Origin of the sequence: Pseudomonas sp. DSV-1, assembly GCF_035830915.1 — a bacterium.
Classification (GTDB): domain Bacteria; phylum Pseudomonadota; class Gammaproteobacteria; order Pseudomonadales; family Pseudomonadaceae; genus Aquipseudomonas.
Window position 1 is genome coordinate 2926497 of the sequence record NZ_JAYMYG010000001.1, and the last position, 20525, is coordinate 2947021.

General features: G+C 59.4%; 15 protein-coding genes. 5 read left to right on the plus strand and 10 right to left on the minus strand.

Annotated elements, in window-relative coordinates; all coding sequences use genetic code 11:
- The first annotated feature begins 146 nt into the window (after positions 1-146).
- Positions 147-1370 carry an alkaline phosphatase family protein gene (locus VSQ83_RS13705; RefSeq protein WP_326427031.1) on the plus strand — a complete coding sequence of 408 codons (1224 nt, stop codon included), beginning with the start codon at positions 147-149 and terminating at the stop codon, positions 1368-1370.
- Between the two features lie 192 nt (positions 1371-1562).
- Here the strand turns inward: VSQ83_RS13705 and pepN are convergent, their stop codons facing one another.
- The 6 genes from pepN to VSQ83_RS13735 form a co-directional block, all read right to left on the minus strand.
- Entirely contained in the window at positions 1563-4220 is a 2658-nt protein-coding gene (gene pepN / locus VSQ83_RS13710; RefSeq protein ID WP_133079239.1) for an aminopeptidase N, read from the minus strand.
- A gap of 12 nt (positions 4221-4232) precedes the next feature.
- Positions 4233-5063, minus strand: coding sequence for a DUF2797 domain-containing protein (locus VSQ83_RS13715; protein WP_133079238.1), 831 nt, complete (start codon positions 5061-5063; stop codon positions 4233-4235).
- Entirely contained in the window at positions 5060-5320 is a 261-nt protein-coding gene (locus tag VSQ83_RS13720; protein ID WP_016780738.1) for a YeaC family protein, read from the minus strand. The genes VSQ83_RS13715 and VSQ83_RS13720 overlap by 4 nt, the downstream gene beginning before the upstream one ends.
- Positions 5321-5445: 125 nt before the next feature.
- Positions 5446-6318 carry a rhomboid family intramembrane serine protease gene (locus VSQ83_RS13725; protein WP_133079237.1) on the minus strand — a complete coding sequence of 291 codons (873 nt, stop codon included), beginning with the start codon at positions 6316-6318 and terminating at the stop codon, positions 5446-5448.
- Complete coding sequence (locus tag VSQ83_RS13730) at positions 6315-7286, minus strand: metallophosphoesterase (RefSeq protein WP_133079236.1); 972 nt, start codon at positions 7284-7286, stop codon at positions 6315-6317. The genes VSQ83_RS13725 and VSQ83_RS13730 overlap by 4 nt, the downstream gene beginning before the upstream one ends.
- Complete coding sequence (locus VSQ83_RS13735; RefSeq protein ID WP_095000386.1) at positions 7286-8176, minus strand: NAD(+) kinase; 891 nt, start codon at positions 8174-8176, stop codon at positions 7286-7288. The genes VSQ83_RS13730 and VSQ83_RS13735 overlap by 1 nt, the downstream gene beginning before the upstream one ends.
- Before the next feature lie 109 nt (positions 8177-8285).
- Here VSQ83_RS13735 and VSQ83_RS13740 point away from each other — a divergent pair, with 109 nt between their 5' ends.
- Positions 8286-9242 carry a DUF1853 family protein gene (locus VSQ83_RS13740; protein WP_133079235.1) on the plus strand — a complete coding sequence of 319 codons (957 nt, stop codon included), beginning with the start codon at positions 8286-8288 and terminating at the stop codon, positions 9240-9242.
- A 94-nt stretch (positions 9243-9336) separates the two neighbouring features.
- A complete protein-coding gene (locus tag VSQ83_RS13745) occupies positions 9337-9885 on the plus strand; it encodes a cytochrome b (protein WP_133079234.1) in 549 nt (182 codons plus the stop codon).
- Here the strand turns inward: VSQ83_RS13745 and VSQ83_RS13750 are convergent.
- Positions 9882-10805 carry a 1-aminocyclopropane-1-carboxylate deaminase/D-cysteine desulfhydrase gene (locus tag VSQ83_RS13750; protein ID WP_326427032.1) on the minus strand — a complete coding sequence of 308 codons (924 nt, stop codon included), beginning with the start codon at positions 10803-10805 and terminating at the stop codon, positions 9882-9884. The genes VSQ83_RS13745 and VSQ83_RS13750 overlap by 4 nt on opposite strands.
- Positions 10806-10977: 172 nt before the next feature.
- On the opposite strand from VSQ83_RS13750, the gene mrdA reads away from it, so the two are divergent.
- The gene (gene mrdA, locus VSQ83_RS13755; RefSeq protein WP_219262732.1) at positions 10978-12873 is read left to right on the plus strand and encodes a penicillin-binding protein 2; all 1896 of its coding nucleotides are present in this window, start codon (positions 10978-10980) and stop codon (positions 12871-12873) included.
- Between the two features lie 47 nt (positions 12874-12920).
- On the opposite strand, the gene VSQ83_RS13760 is transcribed toward mrdA, so the two are convergent.
- Complete coding sequence (locus VSQ83_RS13760) at positions 12921-14963, minus strand: c-type cytochrome (protein WP_326427033.1); 2043 nt, start codon at positions 14961-14963, stop codon at positions 12921-12923.
- Between the two features lie 391 nt (positions 14964-15354).
- On the opposite strand from VSQ83_RS13760, the gene VSQ83_RS13765 reads away from it, so the two are divergent.
- On the plus strand, positions 15355-16350 hold the full coding sequence (locus tag VSQ83_RS13765) for a GlxA family transcriptional regulator (protein ID WP_133079230.1): 996 nt from the start codon (positions 15355-15357) through the stop codon (positions 16348-16350).
- Positions 16351-16481: 131 nt separating this feature from the next.
- Here the strand turns inward: VSQ83_RS13765 and VSQ83_RS13770 are convergent, their stop codons facing one another.
- On the minus strand, positions 16482-17723 hold the full coding sequence (locus VSQ83_RS13770) for an MFS transporter (protein WP_405046754.1): 1242 nt from the start codon (positions 17721-17723) through the stop codon (positions 16482-16484).
- A gap of 311 nt (positions 17724-18034) precedes the next feature.
- Positions 18035-19246 carry a M24 family metallopeptidase gene (locus tag VSQ83_RS13775; RefSeq protein WP_133079228.1) on the minus strand — a complete coding sequence of 404 codons (1212 nt, stop codon included), beginning with the start codon at positions 19244-19246 and terminating at the stop codon, positions 18035-18037.
- Positions 19247-20525: the final 1279 nt, after the last annotated feature.

Genomic DNA, 20525 nt, shown 5'->3' on the forward strand with positions numbered 1-20525 from the left:
GTGTTTGTTTTGTGGGAGCGGGCTTGCTCGCGATGGCATCAACCCAGCCTGCCTGCCAGACCGCAGCGTCTGAATCGCAGGCAAGCCAGCTCACCAGAAGGACTAAGCTGATGTAAGCGATGACCATCCACGTCACGGAGGTGAGCATGATGTTACTAAGGTGTGCCCTGATTACGGTCTGTCTGAGCCTCACATTCACGGCACTGGCAGCCCCTGCTGCCGACACCCCCACCCTCAAAACCCACAAGGCCTTGCTCATCGGCGTGGATGGCATGCAGTACGAAAAGCTGCAACAGGCCATTCAACAGGGCAAGGCGCCCACTATTGCCCGCTTGCACCTGTACAAAAGCTACACCGGCGGGGTACTGGGTACCTCCACCCAGCAGCCCACGGTCAGTGGCCCGGGCTGGACAACCATCCTTACCGGCAGTTGGGTTGACCGCCATCAGGTCAACGCCAATGACGAGGCCCTGCGCAATCAGGCGCCCAGCCTGTTCAAACAGCTCAAGCTGGCCTTCCCTGACCGCAAGACGGCCAGCATCGTGAGCTGGAACGTGATCCACGAAAACTTCACTGAGGATATTGCCCAGGGCTACATCGACCTGGCTTTCAAGTGCTCGGGGGTTGATCCGTGCGTCGTCGACAACGTCAGTCATGAACTGGAAAACGGCCAGCCCGATCTGCTGTTCGCCCACTTCGATGAACCCGATATCACCGGCCACCGACTCGGTTTCACACCCGAGTATCAACAGGCGATTCAGACCGTAGATACCCAGGTCGGGCAGATACTCCGGGCCCTCCAACGCCGTGAAAAAGCCCATCCCGAAGAAGACTGGCTGGTGATCGTGTTGCCCGATCACGGCAGGCACTTGCCTGAAGGCAAGGACCACGGCGAGCAAACCCTGAGCGAAAAAACCACCTTTATCGCCATGAACAAGAAAGGCAACGCACAACTGACGGCCCCCATCGGCAAACCCCTGAACCCCGATTTCAAGGGCCTGTACGGTTTTGCCAGCCAGGCGGACATCACCCCCACCGTGCTGGCCTGGCTTGGCGTCAAACCGGACCTGACCCGTTACACAATGGATGGCCTGCCCCTGATCGGGCCCCTGGGTGTCAGACAGCTCACTGCGCAGCAACAACCCGATCGCACCCAGGTCAACCTGTCCTGGCGCACAGAAACCCCGACTGGCAAGCCCGTGCAGATTTACCGCGACGGCCAGCCCATCGCCCGGCTCACCGACCATGAACATTCCTATGTCGATAACGATATCCAGGCGTTGAAGGGGCCCATCAACTACACGCTGGTGTTTAACGGGGTACCGGTATCGCGCCTGGTAACCCTGCAAGAGCAAAAGTCGACGCCATGAAAAAGGCGCTGCCCGATCACTCGGGCAGCGCCTTTTTCAAGACCACGGTTGTTCACTTGAGCGATTTGCGCCTCTGTGGGAGCGGGCTTGCTCGCGATGGACTCCAGAACACCGTATTTACTCAGCCAATACGCGTCTTCGTTAACGACCATCGCGAGCAAGCCCGCTCCCACATTTGAAATGTGAACAGGTTTACGCCAGGCTTTTGCTCACCACTTCAAACACGTCGCTGGACAGCTCGCCCGAATTACGGATGCGTTCCAGTTCCGCTTTCATCAGCGCCTGACGGGCGCCGTCGTATTTGCGCCAGCGGGTCAACGGCGCCAGTTGCCGCGATGCAATCTGCGGATTGAAGCCGTTGAGCTGGATCACCAGGTCCGCCAGGAAGCGATAGCCCGAGCCATCCGCGGCATGGAAGTTGATCAGGTTCTGTCCGGCAAACGCACCCACCAGAGCCCGCACTTTGTTCGGGTTCTTGAGGTTGAATGCCGGGTGTTCCATCAACTCCCGCACACGCTGCAGGCCACCCGGCAGGGTGCTGCCGGCCTGAACGCTGAACCACTGATCCATGACCAGTGGATTGTCCTTGAAGTGCTCGGCAAAGCTGGCCAGCGCCGCGGCTTTTTCAGCCTCGTAAGGCGAGTTGACCAGTACCGCCAGCGCCGTCAGGCGCTCGGTCATGTTGTCGCTGTGCTCGAACTGCTCCAGAGCCGCCGCCAGCACCTCTGGCTTACCGGCAAGCATCAGGTAAGACAGCGCAATGTTTTGCAGCGCACGACGGGCGAAGTGTTCGGCTTCAGCCACGTATGGCGTGACTTTCGACACTTCACGGTTAGTCTTGTAGCGGGCCCACAAACCGTCGAACAGGCTGTCGGCCAGTTGCTTGCGAGCGAACTCACGAGCGATGTGGATCGCTTCAACGTCCGCCACGTCGCTGATTTCAGTCAGGTAGGCTTCGCCCGGCAACGACAGCATTTCAGCGACCATGGCCTGATCCAGCGCCTGATTGCCCAGCACACTGCGCAAGGCTTCTACCAGACGCGAATCCATCACCAGTGCTTCACCGCGCTGATGTTGCCCAATCAATTCCTGCAGCACGTGCACCGACAGTTGCTGGCCTGCATCCCAGCGGTTGAAGCCGTCGGTATCGTGCTGCATCAGGAACATCAGTTGGTCGCGGCTGTAGGCAAAACTCAGTTTCACCGGTGCCGAGAAACCGCGCAGCAACGATGGCAACGGCTTTTCGTTGATACCGACAAACGTGAACGTCTGCTCGGCCTCAGTCACCGACAGTACGCGGCTGGTGCCCACGGCAGTTGATTCGCCCGCCAGTTGCAGGGCAATTTCAGTGCCCTGGGCGTTCAACAGGCCCAGCTCGACCGGAATCACGAACGGCAGTTTTTCGACCTTGTCCGGGGTGGCCGGGCAGCTTTGGGCAAAGGTCAGGCTGTAGGTTTTCTGCGCGGCATCGTAGTGTTCGCTGACGGCAAGACGCGGAGTGCCTGCCTGGCTGTACCAGCGTTTGAACTGGCTCAGGTCGGCGCCGTTGGCATCTTCCATGGCCTTGATGAAATCATCGCAGGTCACGGCCTGGCCGTCATGGCGCTCGAAGTACAGATCGCTGCCTTTGCGAAAGCCCTCGGCCCCCAGCAAGGTGTGGATCATGCGCACCACTTCAGAACCCTTTTCGTAAACGGTCAGGGTGTAGAAGTTGGAGATTTCGATAAAGCTGTCAGGGCGTACCGCGTGAGCCATTGGGCCCGCGTCTTCAGCGAACTGGTGGGTACGCAGATAGGCCACGTCCTGAATGCGCTTGACCGTGCGCGAGTTCATGTCTGCCGAGAACTGCGAATCACGGAACACCGTGAAGCCTTCCTTGAGCGACAGCTGGAACCAGTCGCGGCAGGTCACGCGGTTGCCCGACCAGTTGTGGAAGTACTCGTGGGCCACGATGGCCTCGACCCGCTGGTGAGCGGCATCGGTCGCGGTCTCGGCGCGGGCCAGTACGGCGCTGGAGTTGAAGATGTTGAGGCCCTTGTTCTCCATCGCGCCCATGTTGAAGTCGTTCACGGCGACGATCATGAAGATATCCAGATCGTATTCACGACCGTAGGTTTCTTCATCCCAGGCCATGGACTTTTTCAGGCTGACCATGGCGTGCTGGCATTTATCGATGTTTTCCGGCTCGACATAAATGCGCAGTGCAACCACGCGATTGCTCATGGTGGTGAAGCTGTCTTCAACGCACCACAGGTCCCCCGCTACCAGCGCAAACAGGTAGGCCGGTTTCATGAACGGGTCTTCCCAGGTTGCCCAGTGCCGACCGTCTTCGTCGGGACCGCTGGCAATCGGGTTGCCATTGGACAACAGGATCGGATAGCGGTGCTGCTCGGCCACCACGGTGGTGGTGAACTTGCTCATCACATCGGGACGATCGAGGTAATAGGTGATCTTGCGAAAGCCTTCGGCTTCGCACTGGGTGCAGAACATCCCGCCGGACTTGTACAGGCCTTCCAGCGCAGTGTTGGACTCGGGGTGGATCTTGACGCTGGTGTCGACCACAAACTGCTCAGCGGTCGGGTGCAGGATCAGATGACTGTCGCCCAACTGATAGTCATCATCCGCCAGTTCGATGTCGTCGAGGCTGACCGACAGCAGCTCAAGCTGCTGACCGTCCAGCACCAGCGCCGGCAACCCCGCGCCACGTGCCGGGTTGCGACGCATCACCAGTTGCGCATGGACCAGCGTGTGGTCCTCGAACAACTCGAAGGTCAGGTGCGTCTCGTCGATCAGGTACTCGGGCGCCTGGTAGTCCTTCAGGTAGATCATTTGCGGTTGTTCGGTGCGCATGCTGGAGTCCTTTTACTGATGCACGGCCAGTTGATAGGCCGTGTATTTGCGAATATTGATCACGCCTGTGTCAAAGATCAGGTACTGGCCCTTGATCCCCATCAGCGTGCCTTCCACGATCGGATCCTTGTCCAGATTGAAGCTGACGATCTTGCTCGGGTACTGCTCGACCGGGTAGCGAATCTCAATGGGCTCCACGTTTGACAAGGGTTGGACCGCTTGCAGGCCAAAACGCTCCTGCAGGGTTTTCATGCCTTCGGCACAGCTCTCGAACAATTGCTCACGCACGGCACTCAGGTCAACAGGCTCGGCATCGCCCTTGAGCAGTGCACGCCAGTTGGTTCGGTCGCCCACTTGCGAGCGGAACAGGTCTTCGACAAAGCCCGATTGCTGACGGGTTGCAACCCGCACGATCGGCAGCGCCTGGCTGGCGCCCTGGTCGAGCCAGCGTGTCGGCAACTGGGTGGCACGGGTGATGCCGACCTTGATCCCCGAGGAGTTGGCCAGATACACCACGTGATCGGTCATGCAAAACTGCTCGCCCCACGACGGATCACGGCAAGTGCCTGCCTCGTAGTGGCAACGCTCCGGGCTCATGATGCACACATCGCATTGCGCCAGCTTGGTCATGCACGGGTAGCAGTAGCCCTGGCTGAAGCTCTTTTTGGTCTTGCGCCCGCAGTGAGTGCAGTTGATCTCACCCAGGTATTCCAGACGCAGTTTGGTACCGATCAACGGATTGACCGGCACCTCGGTATCGCCCAAACGAAACGCATACTGAACGGTCGGCGTTTCAAGGTTTGCCGACATCTTGCTGATTGCACCACGGCCAATCTCAATCAATGGATGGCATCCGACTTGAACAGGATGTTAGGCACTGGTGCCGACTTGGAGCTGCACTCTTGCGGACCCATGTAACCGGTGCGCTGGTCTTCAGGCAGGTTCTGCACTTCCCAGGCAATCATCGCCTGCAACGACAGCTCGCGCTGTTCGGCGGTGAGTTTGTTGCCGTCTGCCCATTTGCCGATTTCAACGGCCAGTTTCAGGCTCTGATAGATCTCGGGGGTGATGTTTTGAATCATTTCGTTGAAAGAGGACATGGTTCGTTTCCACTCTAAAAAGTAAACCTGTAGTCGCTGCCGCAGGCTGCGATAAGGTCCAAAGGACCTTCAAAAAAGCAGGGCCGCTGCGCAGCCCATCGCCGCCTGCGGCAGCGACTACAGAATTAAGCCATCTGTTTGCGCCGCGCCCAAAGCCCGCCCAGCAAACCGGTCAGGCACCCGATCACCAAACCGCCCACATGGGCCGCGTTGGCAATCTGGCCAAAACCGATCATCGACACCAGCCCCGACATGCACAGCGCCAGCCACACCAGCATCATCACCAGTACCCCGCGAGGCAGGTGATACAAGGGGTTTGGCGCCATCATCTGGTAAATCCAGACATGCCCCAGCAGCCCGTACAACACCCCGGACAACCCGCCAAACAGGCTCGGGCCACCAAACAGGTACTGGGCGAAGTTGGATACCAGGCTGAACAACAGGCTCAAGCCAATCAGGTTGATGCTGCCCTGGCGCATTTCAATGCGCCGCCCCAGCTCCCAGTACCACATGCCGTTCATGGCAATGTGCAGAAAGCCGAAGTGGATCAGCATCGGGGTGAACAATCGCCACCACTGCCCCGACGCCAGGCTGTCGGACAGCGGGACAAACTGGATGTACTGGCCTCGAATGCTGAAATCGAGAAAGGTCAGCCCGCTCAGGGCCGACAGGTTATCACCCAGTTGCGTCACTGCAGCCACGATCACACACAGCAGCAACACCACCGCCGTGGCCGGGCTGGCACGCAGTTGCTGGGCAAAACCCGGCCGGGGCATGGCCGCCGGACGTTCAACGATGGGCAGTTCGTGCTCCGGATCACCCACAGGAAAACGCTGGTACAAACTGCGCACATCATCGGCGATGGCCTCGGGCGCCCACAACACCTGCTCGCCCGCTTCCTCGCTGACCCGATGCGGGACCTGCATGCGCCTGAGCAAGGCAACAAAGCCGCTAAGGTCGACGGACAGCGGCAAACGTAAAACAGCTACAGCACTCATTGAATGGCCTCTGGGCGATCTACATTCACCCATACGAATTTGTTCGGATCGAGCCGGGTCTCCTGATCCAGACGGTATGCCACCAGCTTGCCGTACAGCACCGCGCTGTAATCCAGGCACGCCAGGTTGGGGCGGATCGGCGCAGGCCGACCACTGCGCCAGTAGTGACCGACAAACAACAGCGGCTCATCAATGCCGTAGCGCAACAAGGCGCTCTTCTCGGTGGAGGACAGCGGTTGTTGCGCCACGCGATCAGGCAGCGCGTCAGGCTGGAACACGATATCGCCGTAGGTTTTGGGGTCGTCTTCCCAGAACTTGGTGCGAAAGAATGCCCGCGTCAGGCCGTCACCACCCGTCAGGGTCATGCCGCCCGGCAGGCGCATGTCCGTACCGCGCAACAGTCGGTTGAAGCTCATGTTGGCAAAACTGTCCGGCATCCCGGCCGCCTGCAAAAACGCCTCGTCGATACAGCCATCGGGGTATTGCGCCCGCAAGGTGGCAATCACCTCGGCGTCCCAGCAGGCGTGCACCACCCGGAAACGCCCGGCGTCGACAAACAGCGGCATGTCATAAAACCACTGCACGAACTCACGCCATTCAGCAGGGTACTGGTCGAACTGCTCGAGGGTTTCGTGGATCAGCCGGGCATGGCGCGGGGTGTGCTCACGCACAAACTGCCTGCCACTTGCGGCGGGCGCGGGTGTGCACCAGCCCAGCGCGTTGAATTCATGGTTGCCCATCAGGCACAGGGCCTGACCGGACCTGACCATGTCGTAAACGATATGCAGCGACTCGCGAATGCGCGGGCCGCGGTCAATGATGTCACCCAGGAACACCGCCATCCGTTGCGGGTGTCGCCAGATACCGGCGAGTTTGCGATAGCCCAGACGCTCCAGCAGGTGCTCAAGGGTATGAGCACAGCCATGCACGTCACCGATCAGATCGTAACTGCGCGCTGGATCGAGCATCAGTCAGCCCTGCCGCCCAGTCGGCTACCCCAGCCAAGCTTGGTCCGACACACTTCATAGTAGTTGTGGTCCAACGGGTGAATCAGGCGCAGCTTCTGCGCTTTTTTGCTGACGTTGATGGTGTCGCCCGGAGCACAGGTGAAATGGTTCTGACCATCGCACGAGACTTGCGGATAGATCTGCATGTCCTTGGCCACGACGATTTTCAGCTCGCTGTTGCCATCGACCACAATCGGGCGACTGCTGAGGGTATGGGGGTACATGGGCACGATCACAATGGCGTCGAGCTTGGGGTGCATGATCGGGCCGCCCGCTGACATCGCGTAGGCCGTGGAGCCGGTAGGCGTCGCCACGATCAGGCCGTCGGCCTTTTGACTGCACACGAACTGACCGTCGATATGCAGTTCGAACTCGATCATGCGCGTGGATTTGCCAGGGTGCAGCACCACGTCATTCAGGGCGTCGCCCTGGCCGATGGCTTCACCGTGACGGCGAACTTCGGCTTGCAGCAGGAAGCGGTTCTCAACCAGGTAGTGACCGTCGAGTACTTCGGCCACTTTGACTTCCAGCTCATCCGGACGGATGTCCGTCAAAAAGCCCAGGCTGCCACGGTTGATGCCCAATACCGGGACGTTGTGGCGGGCCAGTGCGCGGGCCGCGCCCAACAAGCTGCCATCGCCGCCGACCACAATCACCATGTCGCAGACTTCGCCGAGCATTTTGCGCGACGAGGTTTGCAAGCCATGACCAGGCAACACCTCGGCGATGGTGTCTTCGAGGATCACGTGCATGTGCCGCTCAAGCAGGAATTTTTTCAGTCGGCGAACCGTGTCGAGCACTTGGGAGCTGCCCAGACGACCTATGATGCCGATATTGCGAAATTGCTCCATGGGGCTCCTGCGGGATTCAATGCGTGCGAAAACAACGATTATGGGCGAAAGACGACGATAGACAAAACCCTTTCAGCCCCGGGGTCTGGCAAACAGCTATGCTCGCTCAATGACACTCTTTCCCGACTTGCTCAACCTGCCCCACCAATTGCGCCACCCTGAGGTGCGCGACCTGGCATGGGTGATTCTCGCCCCACCGATGCTGAGCCGCACACCCTGGCCCCAACGTCACCCATTGGCAGGCAGCGACTGGGTACAGGCCCCGGAGCAGCTTGAGCACTGGCTGCGCGAGCTGGACCGGTGCAGCGAACCGCTGCAGCACTGGCTGGCACTGGCGACCACCCGCCGCCTGGGGCGTTACTACGAGCGCCTGTGGCAATTTGCCGTGCAGCACGCGCCGGGCGTCGAGCTGATTGCGGCCAACCTGCCGATCCGCCTGGGCGGGCATACCCTGGGGGAACTGGACCTGCTGGTGCGTGACCGCGAAGGCGTGCATCACCTGGAACTGGCGATCAAGCTCTACCTCGGGCCTCAGGACGCAGACGGCACGGACCCTGCCCAATGGCTCGGCCCCGGCAGCAATGACCGGCTGGACCGCAAGCTCAAGCATTTCAGCCAGCATCAGCTCCCCATGTCCAGCCGCCCCGAAAGCCGCGAAGTCCTTGCCAACCTTGATATCCAGACGTTCAGCGCGCACCTGTGGCTCGGTGGCTACCTGCTGTATCCGTGGCCGGGCAAGGCACAGGCCCCGGCAGGCGCCAACCCCCAGCACCTGCGCGGCAGCTGGCTGCATCAGCGCGACTGGCCGGCGTTTATCCGCCAGAGCCCTGCCGGTTGCTGGCAGCCCTTGCCCCGTCATGCCTGGCTTGCCCCGGCACTCTATGGCCCCGAAGGGATTTGGACGGCGCAACAGCTCGACGTGTGGCTTGCCGAACTGCACCCCCAGGCTCCGGCCCAACTGCTGGTCCGTCTGGTGCAGAACAGTGAGGGCGACTGGGAAGAAGCCGAACGTTTGTTTTTAGTGTCCGACCTTTGGCCAAATGTGCCGGGCAACCCAGAAAGCTGACGTATCTCAGTGCGAAATCGCCCAACTCGCTTAAAGTAGAGGGACTCCGTCACACAAGAACGGAGGCTTCAGACCTGAACTGTGAGGAAACACCATGTCCTGGAAAAGCACCGCCCATCACTACAGTCGAATGTCCATCGCCCTGCACTGGCTCATGGTGCTGTTGTTTGTCTTGATCTACGCCGCCATTGAGTTTCGCGGGATCTTTCCCAAGGACAGCGCCGGTCGCAACCTGATGAAAGACGCGCACTTCATGCTCGGCTTGACCGTCTTTGCGCTGGTCTGGCTACGGTTGCTGGCCCGAACCCTGGGCGTCGCGCCAAAAATCACCCCAACCCCGCCTGCCTGGCAAACAGCACTGGCCACGCTCATGCACTGGGCGCTGTACCTGTTCATGATCGCCATGCCGGTACTGGGCTACCTGGTGTTGAGCTACAACGACAAGCCGGTGTTTTTCTACGGCTTCGACATCCTGCCGCTCACCGCCAAGGACCCTGACTTCGCCAAGCAGATCAAGAGCTGGCACGAACTGGGCGGCACCATCGGTTACTGGCTGATCGGCCTGCATGCCGTTGCAGGGCTCGCACACCACTACCTGATCAAGGACAACACCCTGCTGCGCATGCTGCCTGGGCGCGGTTAAACCTGCTGAACAAACCCCCGGCGGCCTTGCAAGCCGCCGGTGTGGACAAACACCAGACGCATCCCCCGCGCAAAGACCCCTTCCTTGACTGCCTGTTTCAGGGCCATCAACGCCTTGGCTGTATACAAAGGCTCCAGCGGCAAGCCACAGGCCGCTTCGCTGTCCTGAATAAACTCCAGCAAATCGTCATCGACCCTGGCAAAGCCACCGCGACTGGCCTCTATCAACTGAAAATTGCGCTCCGTTGCCCCGCCCGCCTGCAAAATGGCTTCCACCTGTGGCGCGACACCGTGATCCAGTGGCACCGCCAGCGCGCCATACACACACCGCGCGCCCTCCTCGCCCAGCACCAGCCCGGCCAGGGTCGTGCCGGTGCCTGCCGCCAACCACCAGCCGTCGTAATCATCCCAGCACACATCCGCCAGCTGACTGCGTACCCTGCTGACCAGCGACTTGCATCCCGAGGCTCCCGCCAGCCCGCCACCGCCCTCCGGCACCTGATGCAGCTTCGGGTACATGGTCTGCCAGGGCTGCCAGAAGCCGGGTTCATGGCGGGCCCGATAACCGGCAAAACCCAGCCAGTGCAACTGCATGCCATAAAGCTCAAGGTCCAGTGTGGTGGGGGTTTGCTGAGGATGACCGCGCAACAGCCCCACGGTGGCAAAACCAAAACGCTTACCGGCTGCCGCCAGGGCATGCAAGTGATTGGAATGGGCGCCCCCTAGGCTGATCAACCCTTCAGCCCCCGCTGCATGGGCCGCCAGCAAGTGCTCGGTGAGCTTGAACCACTTGTTGCCGCTGATCAGCGGATCGATCAGGTCCAGACGCAGCACGGCCACCTCAACCCCTGCCTGTTCCAGCCAGTCAAGGTGCAGGCGCTGCAAGGGCGCATGGGGGTGCCAGTTGATCAAGGGCAGCATTAATGGGGGCTCCGTTTGAAAAAGTGCAGTTTACAGCCACAACAGTCCGTCGGCTTTCATATACAAGCCAACCAATAACCTGACTCGACATCAGGCTTCTTGGTAAGGTGTGCGCCGAATTTCGCAGCCTGGCTGGCTGCTGCTATCTGTTGACTCACGCGAGACACCCCACATGCCCGAACCGATCCCTCTTAAAGATCACGAAAGCGAAAAACGCCTGGTCAATAAAAGACTGATCGCGTGCGCGGGGCTGGTGCTGGCCATCAGTTGCGCGCTGATCGGCCGTATGTATTTTTTGCAGGTCACCGAGTTTGACTACAACTCCACGGTCTCCGAGAACAACCGCGTACACGTGCTGCCAATCCCTCCTGAGCGCGGTTTTATCTACGACCGCAATGGCGTGCTGCTGGCCGATAACCAACCCAGCTTCAATATGACCATTACCCGGGAACGGGCCGGGGATACCGCCAAAGTGCTGGACTCGGTGATGAGCATCCTGCACCTGCCTGACGAAGACCGTGCGGTATTTGCCAAGGCCATGAAGCAGGCGCGCCACCCGTTTGATCCCTCTACCCTGCTGTACGAGCTGACGGAAGATCAAATTGCCCTGCTGGCCGTGAATCAATTCCGCCTGCCGGGTATCGATGTCGAGGCACAGTTCGTGCGCCATTACCCCCAGGGCGATCACTTTGCCCATTCGGTCGGTTATGTGGGGCGTATCAACGAAAAAGAAGCCAAACAACTGGATGCCACCCAGTACCGGGGCACGCAGTCCATAGGCAAGACCGGCATCGAACGCTTTTATGAAAATGAACTGCACGGCAAGGTCGGTTTTGAAGAGGTCGAAACCAACGCCCAGGGCCGGGTCATGCGCGTACTGCGCCACACCGATGCCGTGGCCGGTAAAAACATCGTACTGAGCCTGGATATCAAGCTGCAGGAAGCTGCCGAAGAAGCCTTGGGCGATCGTCGTGGCTCGATCATTGCCCTGGACCCGAAAACAGGCGAAGTGCTGGCCATGGTCAGCAAACCCAGCTTCGACCCCAACCTGTTCGTGACCGGCATCAGCTCCAGGGACTATTCGAGCCTGCGTGATTCCATCGACAAGCCGCTGTTTAACCGGGCCTTGCGTGGCCTGTATGCACCCGGCTCGACGATCAAGCCCGAAGTGGCGATTGCGGGCCTGGACAGCGGCGTGATTTCAGCTTCGACCCGGGTATTTGACCCGGGCTATTTCCAGCTGCCCAACGTTGATCACAAGTACCGCAACTGGAACCACAGCGGCGATGGCTGGGTGGACTTGAACGCGGCAATCATGCGCTCCAACGACACCTACTTTTATGACCTGGCCTCCAAACTGGGCATCGACCGCATGCATGACTACATGGCGGAGTTCGGGCTTGGGCAGAAGGTGTCCCTGGACATGTTTGAAGAGTCGTCCGGCCTGATGCCGTCACGTGAGTGGAAGCGCAGCACCCGCCGCCAGGCCTGGTTCCCCGGTGAAACCGTCATTCTGGGGATCGGCCAGGGCTACATGCAGGTCACCCCCCTGCAACTGGCCCAGGCCACCGCATTGATTGCCAACAAAGGTGTATGGAACCGTCCGCACCTGGCCAAAACCGTTGACGGTACGCCGCCGGTGGATGAGCACCCGATCCCCAATCTGGTGCTGCGTGATCCCCGGGATTGGGATCAGGTCAACCACGCCATGCAACTGGTGATGCACGACCCGCGCGGCATCGCCCGGGCAGCAGCCCAGGGTGTGCAATACCGGATTGCCGGCAAAAGTGGTACGGCACAGGTGGTGGCGATCAAGCAGGGCGAGCGTTACAACCGCCTCAAAACCGCCGAGCGCAATCGTGACAACGCCTTGTTTGTGGGCTTTGCACCAGCCGAAGATCCCCAGATCGTGATTTCAGTGATGATCGAAAACGGCGAAGCCGGTGGCCGGGTAGCGGGCCCTGTGGTGCGCAAAGTGATGGACGCCTGGCTGCTGGACAACCAGGGCGTGCTCAAACCGCAATACGCCAGCCCGCAGGTCAAGGCGCACCCGACACCCCATGTTTGAAAAGCACCCCAGCCCTCTCCTTCCGTGAGAGGGCGCGGGCTTTTACCTCAATACCGTGCATCCACCGGCTTGCCGCCTTCAGGCCAATCCTTGGCCTTGTCGACAAAGTCAGGCCGTGGCTGATGGGAGAAGTACTGCGCCACATCCACCGCTTCCTGATCCGATAGCCCGCCCTGCCCCAGCGGGAATTTTTCGTGGAAGCCGATCGGCATGTTGCGTTTGACGAACGCTGCCGCCGTGTACGTGCGTGCCATGCCCGCGCCGATATTGAACGACTCGTCCCCCCACAACGGCGGGTACACAAAGCTGCCGTCGGCATGCTTCAGGCCCTGGCCGTTGTCACCGTGGCACACCGCACATTGCTGCGCATAAATCACCTTGCCGTTTTCAGGATCGGGCTTGATGGTGGGGTCAACCTTGCCCACGCCCCGACCAGCCACTTTGTCGCCCGCGACGGTGTTCATTTTCATCCAGTCAAAATACGCCACCATCGCCTGCATATCAGGTGAGGCCACCGGCAACGGCTTGCCATCCATCGAACGGCGAAAACATCCATTGATCCGCTCCTCCAGCGTCACTTCCTTGCCCGCACGCGGCGCATAGCCGGGGAAGAACGCCGACACACCCACAAACGGAGAGCCATCAGCCACGGTGCCCGCGTTCAGGTGGCAACTGGTGCAATTAAGCGCATTGCCAACGTTGTCCGCCAGCAATGCCTTGGTTTGCAAGTGCAAGCGCATGCCGCGCACCACCTGGTCGGCATTGGCAGCGCTGAGCAGATTGGCCAGTCGCGGCGTCACAAACGCACTCTCGTCAGTGACCTGGGGGTTGAGCTGCTTGCGCATGCTGGCCACTTGCGCGGGCTTGATCGCCGGGGCGTCATTGCCCCAACTGCTGCGCACAAAACTCAGGATTTCGGCAATTTCATCATCCCCCAGGCGCGCAAACCCGGGCATCGTGTAAACCCGTGGGTGCGTAGCAGTTTGCGGGGTTTTCCAGCCGGTCAGGGTGATGTGCAACAGGGTGGTCGGGTTAGCCGCCACGATCCCCGGATTGCCGTTCAACGGCGGGAACATGCCTTTGACACCCCCTCCATCCGGGCGATGGCAGTCGGCGCAGAACTGCGTGTAGCCCAACCCGCCACGGCTGGTAAACAGCGTGTCCGGCGCCTTGGCCGGTTCGATTGCCACAGCAGGCATCGGCAAATCATCCTTGCCCGGTGGCAGCGACTTCAAGTAACTGGCGATGGCGGTCAAATCCGCGTCGGTGAAATGCTGAGTACTGTGATGAATGACGTCGGCCATGTTGCCCGAGACCGTGGCAAACCGGTTTTGCCCGGTTTTGAGCAACTGCACCGTGTCCTCCACCGTCCACAGGTTGCGCAGGCTCAAGGCGCGCCATTCTTCAACGGTTTCACCCGCCAGGTAGTGCTTGCCACTGCGCCCCCCATCGTCCAGGGCCTTTTCCTGGAAGGCGATGCCCCGAGGCGTGTGGCAGGAACCGCAATGCCCCAGGCCCTGCACCAGATAAGCCCCCCGGTTCAGCTCGGCACTTTTGCCAGGGTCGGCAACGAACGGCTGTTGGTCGACAAAGGCCCAGTTCCATAGCGCCAGGCCCCAGCGCTGGTTGAACGGAAAGCCCATGTCCGCCTCAATATTGGCCACTTTCACCGGCGTTACGTCCTGCATCAGATAGGCGTAAAGCGCGCGCATATCCTCTTCGCTCATCTTGGCGTAGGACGGATACGGCATGGCCGGGTACAGGTTCTGCCCCGCAGGCGTCACTCCTTCGCGCATGGCCCGGTCAAATTGCTCAAAGCTGTACTGACCGATGCCGGTCTCGGGGTCTGGCGTGATGTTGCTCGAATATATCGTGCCCATCGGCGTTTTCAGTTCCAGCCCGCCTGCCATCACAGCCCCTCCCTGGGCGGTGTGACAGGCTATGCAGTCGCCAAGTCTGGCCACGTACTGGCCACGATCGATCAGGGATTTTTCGGGGACAGGGGCCGTTGTCGGCTCACCGGCCTGCACCTGAACAGTGCAAAACAACGTCAGGCCGACCAGCGCCAGACGTGGGAAGGTAGAAAGCATCGCGTTATTCCTTTAAGGCGTCGATCTGGGGTGATCCCCTCGAAACGGGCCGTGCTGGTATTGTTATTGACTCCTCACAAAGGGGTTGTACCGGCTTTTAAAGTCAGGGCGTTTGACCAGGGTCATGGCCGTGGCAACAAGGCTGCGCGAGCGCTGGCGGTACCTGTCGCCGACACCTTCTGCGGGACGGGGCCACACACGCCGGGCATCCTCGGGCCTCTGACGGCGATAATTTTTTTCCGCAATAACAAGCTGTTAGCTGCTGGCACAACAAATGCTTCCTTACACCCAAAGCACAGAACCTTGCATCCCCAGCCCCGGCCTGGAGATGCAACAACCTGCGTGAACCCCGACGCTAAACGCGTCCGGGGTCATCTAGAGGAGCGTAAGGATGGCAACGCCTGTTACAGCGTCACCGATCAACATGCCCACGGTAAAAACCGTGGGCTTTCTGGTGATACCAAACTTCACCACCATCGGTTTTGCCTCAGCCATCGAAACCCTGCGCATGGCCAACATGGCCGCCCGCTGTGAAATGTTTCGCACCGTGATCATCGCCCCTACCCTGGATCCGGTCACTGCCAGCAATGGCATGCGCATCCTGCCCGACCATGTGGTGGGTGATGGGCCAAAACTGGATATTTTGCTGGTGGTGGGTTCAAACCCCATCGTGTCCCACCTCAGTAGCCGGCCCGTGCTCAACTGGCTGCGCAAGCTGGCACACGAAGGGGTCGCGCTGGGCGGCATTTGCACCGGAAGCTACTGGCTGGCACGGGCCGGTTTGCTCAAGGGTTATCGTTGCACCATTCACTGGGAAGACATCGAAACCCTCAAGGACCATTTCCCGGGGATCATCATTTCCAATCAGCTATTTGAACTGGATCGCGACCGCTACACCTGCTCGGGCGGCGTGGCGTCGATGGACATGACCCTGCAACTGATCGCTCGAGAGCCGGGTGGCCGGGAAATCGCCGCCCACGCGGCCGAGCTGCTGCTGTGTGACCGGGCGCGGGGAGCGCAGGAGCAGCAACGGGTGCCGCTGCGCCAGAAGCTGGGGACCTCCCAACCCAAGCTCAGCCAGGTGGTAGCCATCATGGAAGCCAACCTTGAAGAGCCGGTCAGCCTTGAAGACCTGGCGCGCTTGAACGAGGTGTCGGTGCGGCAGTTGGAGCGCCTGTTTCACAAACACCTGCAGCGCACACCGAGCCAGTATTACCTGGAACTGCGCCTGGCCAGAGCACGAAGCCTGTTGCTGCGCAGCGAGTCGCAAGTGCGCGACATCGCCCTCGCCTGCGGCTTCGTCTCGGCGGCGCATTTTTCGAAATGTTATAGCCGGTTGTTTGGGGTGTCGCCGATTGGTGAGCGCAAGCAAGTGGCGTTGCACTGAGCCCTGCCCACAGGCCAGAAAACCTGTGGGAGCGGGCTTGCTCGCGATGGCTTTGACGCGGTCTGACAATCAGTACGCATCGATCCATTCGCGAGCAAGCCCGCTCCCACAGGCGTATTTCAGCGGTGTGTTTAGTCTTGCAACGCGGTGTGCGCCGTCTCGCGACTGGCCAGCATCGCAACCAGCGCTACCGCGGCCGCTGCCAGCAAATACCAGGCCGGGGCCATTTTGTTGCCGGTCATATGAATCAGCCAGGTGGCAATAAACGGGGCAGTCCCGCCGAACACCGCGTTGGCCACGTTAAAACTGAAGGCAAATCCGCTGAAACGGACCCGGGTCGGGAAAATCTCGGCCAGGAAACACGGCAAGGTACCGTCGTTCATGGCCAACATCGCGCCGAAGGCAATCTGAATCATCAGAATCACCAGCAGCGACGGGTTGCCAAGCATCCCGAACAGCGGAAATGTCAGCAGCAAAAACAGCACCGACGCGGTGACCAGCATGGTCTTTCGGCCATAACGGTCAGACAGCGTGCCCATCAGAAAAATCAGGCCGATATAGGTCGCCAGCGACACCGTCGAGGCAATAAACGAATCACTCTCGCTCATGCCCATTTCAGTCGACAGATAGGTCGGCATGTAACTGAGCAGCAGGTAGAACGCCACGGCGTTCAGGCAGGTCACGCCAATCCCGATCATCACTGCCCGACGATGCACAGTCAGCAATTCACGGACCGGGGCATGGGTCGCACACTCCTTGGCTTCCAGTCGCTGTTCCATTTCCAGGAACTTGGGTGAGTCCTGCAGGTGCACGCGGATATAGCGCCCTACCAGACCAAAGGGAGCCGCCAGTAAAAACGGCAGGCGCCACCCCCAGTCGTGAAGGTTTTCGACGGTCATCAACGCGTGCATTCCGGCAACAAACATCGCGCCAAACAGCAATCCGGCTGCGGTACTCGCGGGCACAATGCTGGTGTAGAAACCACGCTTGCCCTCGGGCGCATACTCGGCCAGAAAGGCCGAGGCCCCAGCGTACTCCCCCGACGCCGAAAAACCCTGCACCAGGCGAATCAACAGCAACAACGCCGGAGCCCACAGGCCGATATGGTTGTAGGTAGGCAGAATGCCGATGCAAAAGGTCGAAAGGGTCATGATCAGAATCGACCAGGACAAGGCACTGCGCCGCCCGTACTTGTCGCCAAAATGACCCCAGACCAGGCCACCGATGGGGCGCACGATAAACGACAGGGCAAATACCGCGAAGGTCGCCAGCAGCCCTGTGGTGGTATCGGTTTGCGGGAAGAACGTCAGCGCAATGACAGTCGCCAGATAGCCATAGGCTGCGTAGTCAAACCACTCGACAAAGTTGCCCATAAAGCTGGCCGTGGCAGCACGGCGCAGCGCCTTGCGCTCGCTGAGACGCTCGGTTTCCTGCTCGGTTGTCAGAGGTAATGCCAGACTTGCACTTGGGATACTCATTGAGCACCTCCGGGGAAAGAGATGCGGGACAGGAAAACGGCAAGCAACGTCGGGACGCGGGACATGACAGATACCCTCATTGTGTTCTTTTTGGCAGGGGTAAACAGGTCAGAAAACGCTGCGTAATCTGCGTACGCATGCGCTGGTATCGAGCTTGGCAATTGTGTGGGAGCGGGCTGGCCCGCTCCCACAGGGTCAAGGCAACTCTACTTCTTGATGATGTTGTGCTGCGGGCCGTACGGGAAATGAGTGATGTTCTCCCCGCCCTGCTCGTTGACGATCAGGATGTCATGCTCGCGATACCCGCCCGCACCCGGACGACCTTCGGGAATCATGATCATCGGCTCGATGGACACCACCATGCCCGGCTCCAGCACCGTGTCGATGTCTTCACGCAGCTCCAGCCCGGCTTCGCGGCCATAGTAATGGCTAAGAGTGCCAAACGAGTGGCCATAGCCAAAAGTGCGGTATTGCAGCAGATCATGCTCCAGGAAGATTTCGTTGAGTTGCAAGGCGATGTCCGAGCAACGCATGCCGGGCTTGATCAACTTCAGGCCGGCCTCATGCACCTTGACGTTAACTTCCCACAGCCGCAGATGCTCGTCCGAGCAGTGGTCCAGGAACAGGGTGCGCTCCAATGCCGTGTAGTAACCGGCAATCATCGGGAAGCAGTTGAGGCTCAGAATATCGCCCTTGTTCACTTTGCGGGTGGTCACCGGGTTGTGTGCGCCGTCGGTATTGATCCCCGACTGGAACCAGGTCCAGGTGTCCATCAGCTCGGAATCGGGAAAGGTACGGGCGATTTCCCGCACCATGGCCTGGGTCGCGTGCAGCGCCACTTCATATTCGGGCACCTGATCACGCAGCGCTTCCACGATGGCCGCGCCGCCAATATCGGCGATCCGTGCACCGTGGCGAATAATGGCGTGTTCTTCGGCTGACTTGATCATGCGCATGCGCATGCACGGCGCGCCAATATCCACCAGCTCGGCCTGGGGGTAACGGCTGGCGAGCTTGTCACGATTGAGCAGGTTCATGTGATCGAACTCGATCCCGATGCGACCGGCCTTGGGCAGGGCCTGCTGGATCGCGACAAAGTAGTTATCGCGCTGCCAGTCGGTATACACAATATTGTCGGTGCCCATGGTCCGGCGCCACGGCTGGCCGCCGTCAATATTGGCGCTGATGGTCACCGCGCTGTCCTGAGTCACCACCAGCGCATAGTTGCGGCCAAACGAGCAGTACAGGAAATCGCTGTAATAGTTGAGGTTGTGATAGGACGTGAATACCGCAGCGTCGATATTGTTCTGCGCCATATAGGCACGCAGCTTCGCCTGACGGTTGGCGTACTCCTGGGCCGAGAACGTGGGAGAGACCTTTTCACCGTTTTTGATCTGGATGGTTTTCGGCATTTGCATGTCTTGGGTCCTTGTCTGTGATCGAGCATCAGAAGCCGCCGGCAGGCGGGTCGTTGAGGATCATTCGAACAGATACAAGAACGGTTTTTTTGTGCGAATCCGACCTGTAGTTGATCAGATCCGCTGTGCGAACCTGCCCCCTCACAGCGCCGCCCGACCACGCCTTTGCGCTAGCAACTGTCCTCGATCCCTGTGGGAGCAGGATTGCTCGCGATGGCATCAGCCCAGTTGGCCAGAAAGACCACAGCGCCTGTATCGCGAGCAAGCCCGCTCCCACAACACAAGGCCCTCGCCCATTATTCGTGGAAGTTCGCGTGTTTGAATTAACCAGCTGTTTGTGGCCTGTTCCTGGTGGCATTCGATGCCGCGTCAATCCTGCCCCTATACCACATTCTCTTCAGGATAAAAAAAGGACTGTCGAGTTAAGTTACCTGTCAAGGTTGTAGGATCGCCTATCAAAAACGAGGATCGTTAGAGTTGGCCAGCCTTAGTTACATGAGCATTACAGGCAAACGTCAAAGATTTATTTAAGCGGTCGGTTGTTACCTTGGTACCAGACATTTTATTGATGGTTGCCTCCTACGGTAATCAAGTTATACAAGCCGTTGATGAGGGAATGGGCTACAAGAGATCGGGACCGAGCGCGCCGAGCTGGAGTCCAAGGCAAAATTCCATGCTCAAAACAGTATTGGGGTCTTAGCAGGCTGGATGAAAATTGAAGCGGAAATAGTGTTACAGAAGCGACTGACGGAACACTGAGCTCACTTGCTGACGTTGTACTTGGCGCGAGAGAAAACTAAGCAACACGATTTAATTTTGGTATGTAAACACGCAAGCCAACCAAGACCAACACACTATAGTGTTGACGCGTAGGCAATGTATAAGGCTCGTCCTTCGAGGGGGAAAACTTCGGTTATTCCCCAGACAACTATTCCCATGATGGGTATTGAGCAGCCTAATACCAGGCTGCACACTGATAGATAATAACGAATTTCTTGAATATTCATCTGCTCATGCCTGCGCGGCGGAAATTTAGAGACCAATGTATTGGCGGGTTTCTGACTTGGCTTTTAAGTGCGAATCCGACCTCTAGTTGATCAGATCCTCTGGGAGAACCGGCCCCCCCTCACAGCGCCACCTGCAGGCATCACAAAACTTGTAGTCGCTGCAAAAGGCTGCGATAAGGGCCGCCTGACCACGCCTTTGCGCGAGCAACTGTCCTCGATCCCTGTGGGAGCGGACTTGCTCGCGATAGCATCGACCCGGTTGGCCAGAAAGA

Coding starts and splice junctions, on each gene's coding strand:
- VSQ83_RS13705 (WP_326427031.1), top strand. CDS start 147: ATGATGTTACTAAGGTGTGCCCTGATTACGGTCTGTCTGAGCCTCACA.
- pepN (WP_133079239.1), bottom strand. CDS start 4,220: ATGCGCACCGAACAACCGCAAATGATCTACCTGAAGGACTACCAGGCG.
- VSQ83_RS13720 (WP_016780738.1), bottom strand. CDS start 5,320: ATGTCCTCTTTCAACGAAATGATTCAAAACATCACCCCCGAGATCTAT.
- VSQ83_RS13725 (WP_133079237.1), bottom strand. CDS start 6,318: ATGAGTGCTGTAGCTGTTTTACGTTTGCCGCTGTCCGTCGACCTTAGC.
- VSQ83_RS13730 (WP_133079236.1), bottom strand. CDS start 7,286: ATGCTCGATCCAGCGCGCAGTTACGATCTGATCGGTGACGTGCATGGC.
- VSQ83_RS13735 (WP_095000386.1), bottom strand. CDS start 8,176: ATGGAGCAATTTCGCAATATCGGCATCATAGGTCGTCTGGGCAGCTCC.
- VSQ83_RS13740 (WP_133079235.1), top strand. CDS start 8,286: ATGACACTCTTTCCCGACTTGCTCAACCTGCCCCACCAATTGCGCCAC.
- VSQ83_RS13745 (WP_133079234.1), top strand. CDS start 9,337: ATGTCCTGGAAAAGCACCGCCCATCACTACAGTCGAATGTCCATCGCC.
- VSQ83_RS13750 (WP_326427032.1), bottom strand. CDS start 10,805: ATGCTGCCCTTGATCAACTGGCACCCCCATGCGCCCTTGCAGCGCCTG.
- mrdA (WP_219262732.1), top strand. CDS start 10,978: ATGCCCGAACCGATCCCTCTTAAAGATCACGAAAGCGAAAAACGCCTG.
- VSQ83_RS13760 (WP_326427033.1), bottom strand. CDS start 14,963: ATGCTTTCTACCTTCCCACGTCTGGCGCTGGTCGGCCTGACGTTGTTT.
- VSQ83_RS13765 (WP_133079230.1), top strand. CDS start 15,355: ATGGCAACGCCTGTTACAGCGTCACCGATCAACATGCCCACGGTAAAA.
- VSQ83_RS13770 (WP_405046754.1), bottom strand. CDS start 17,723: ATGGGCAACTTTGTCGAGTGGTTTGACTACGCAGCCTATGGCTATCTG.
- VSQ83_RS13775 (WP_133079228.1), bottom strand. CDS start 19,246: ATGCAAATGCCGAAAACCATCCAGATCAAAAACGGTGAAAAGGTCTCT.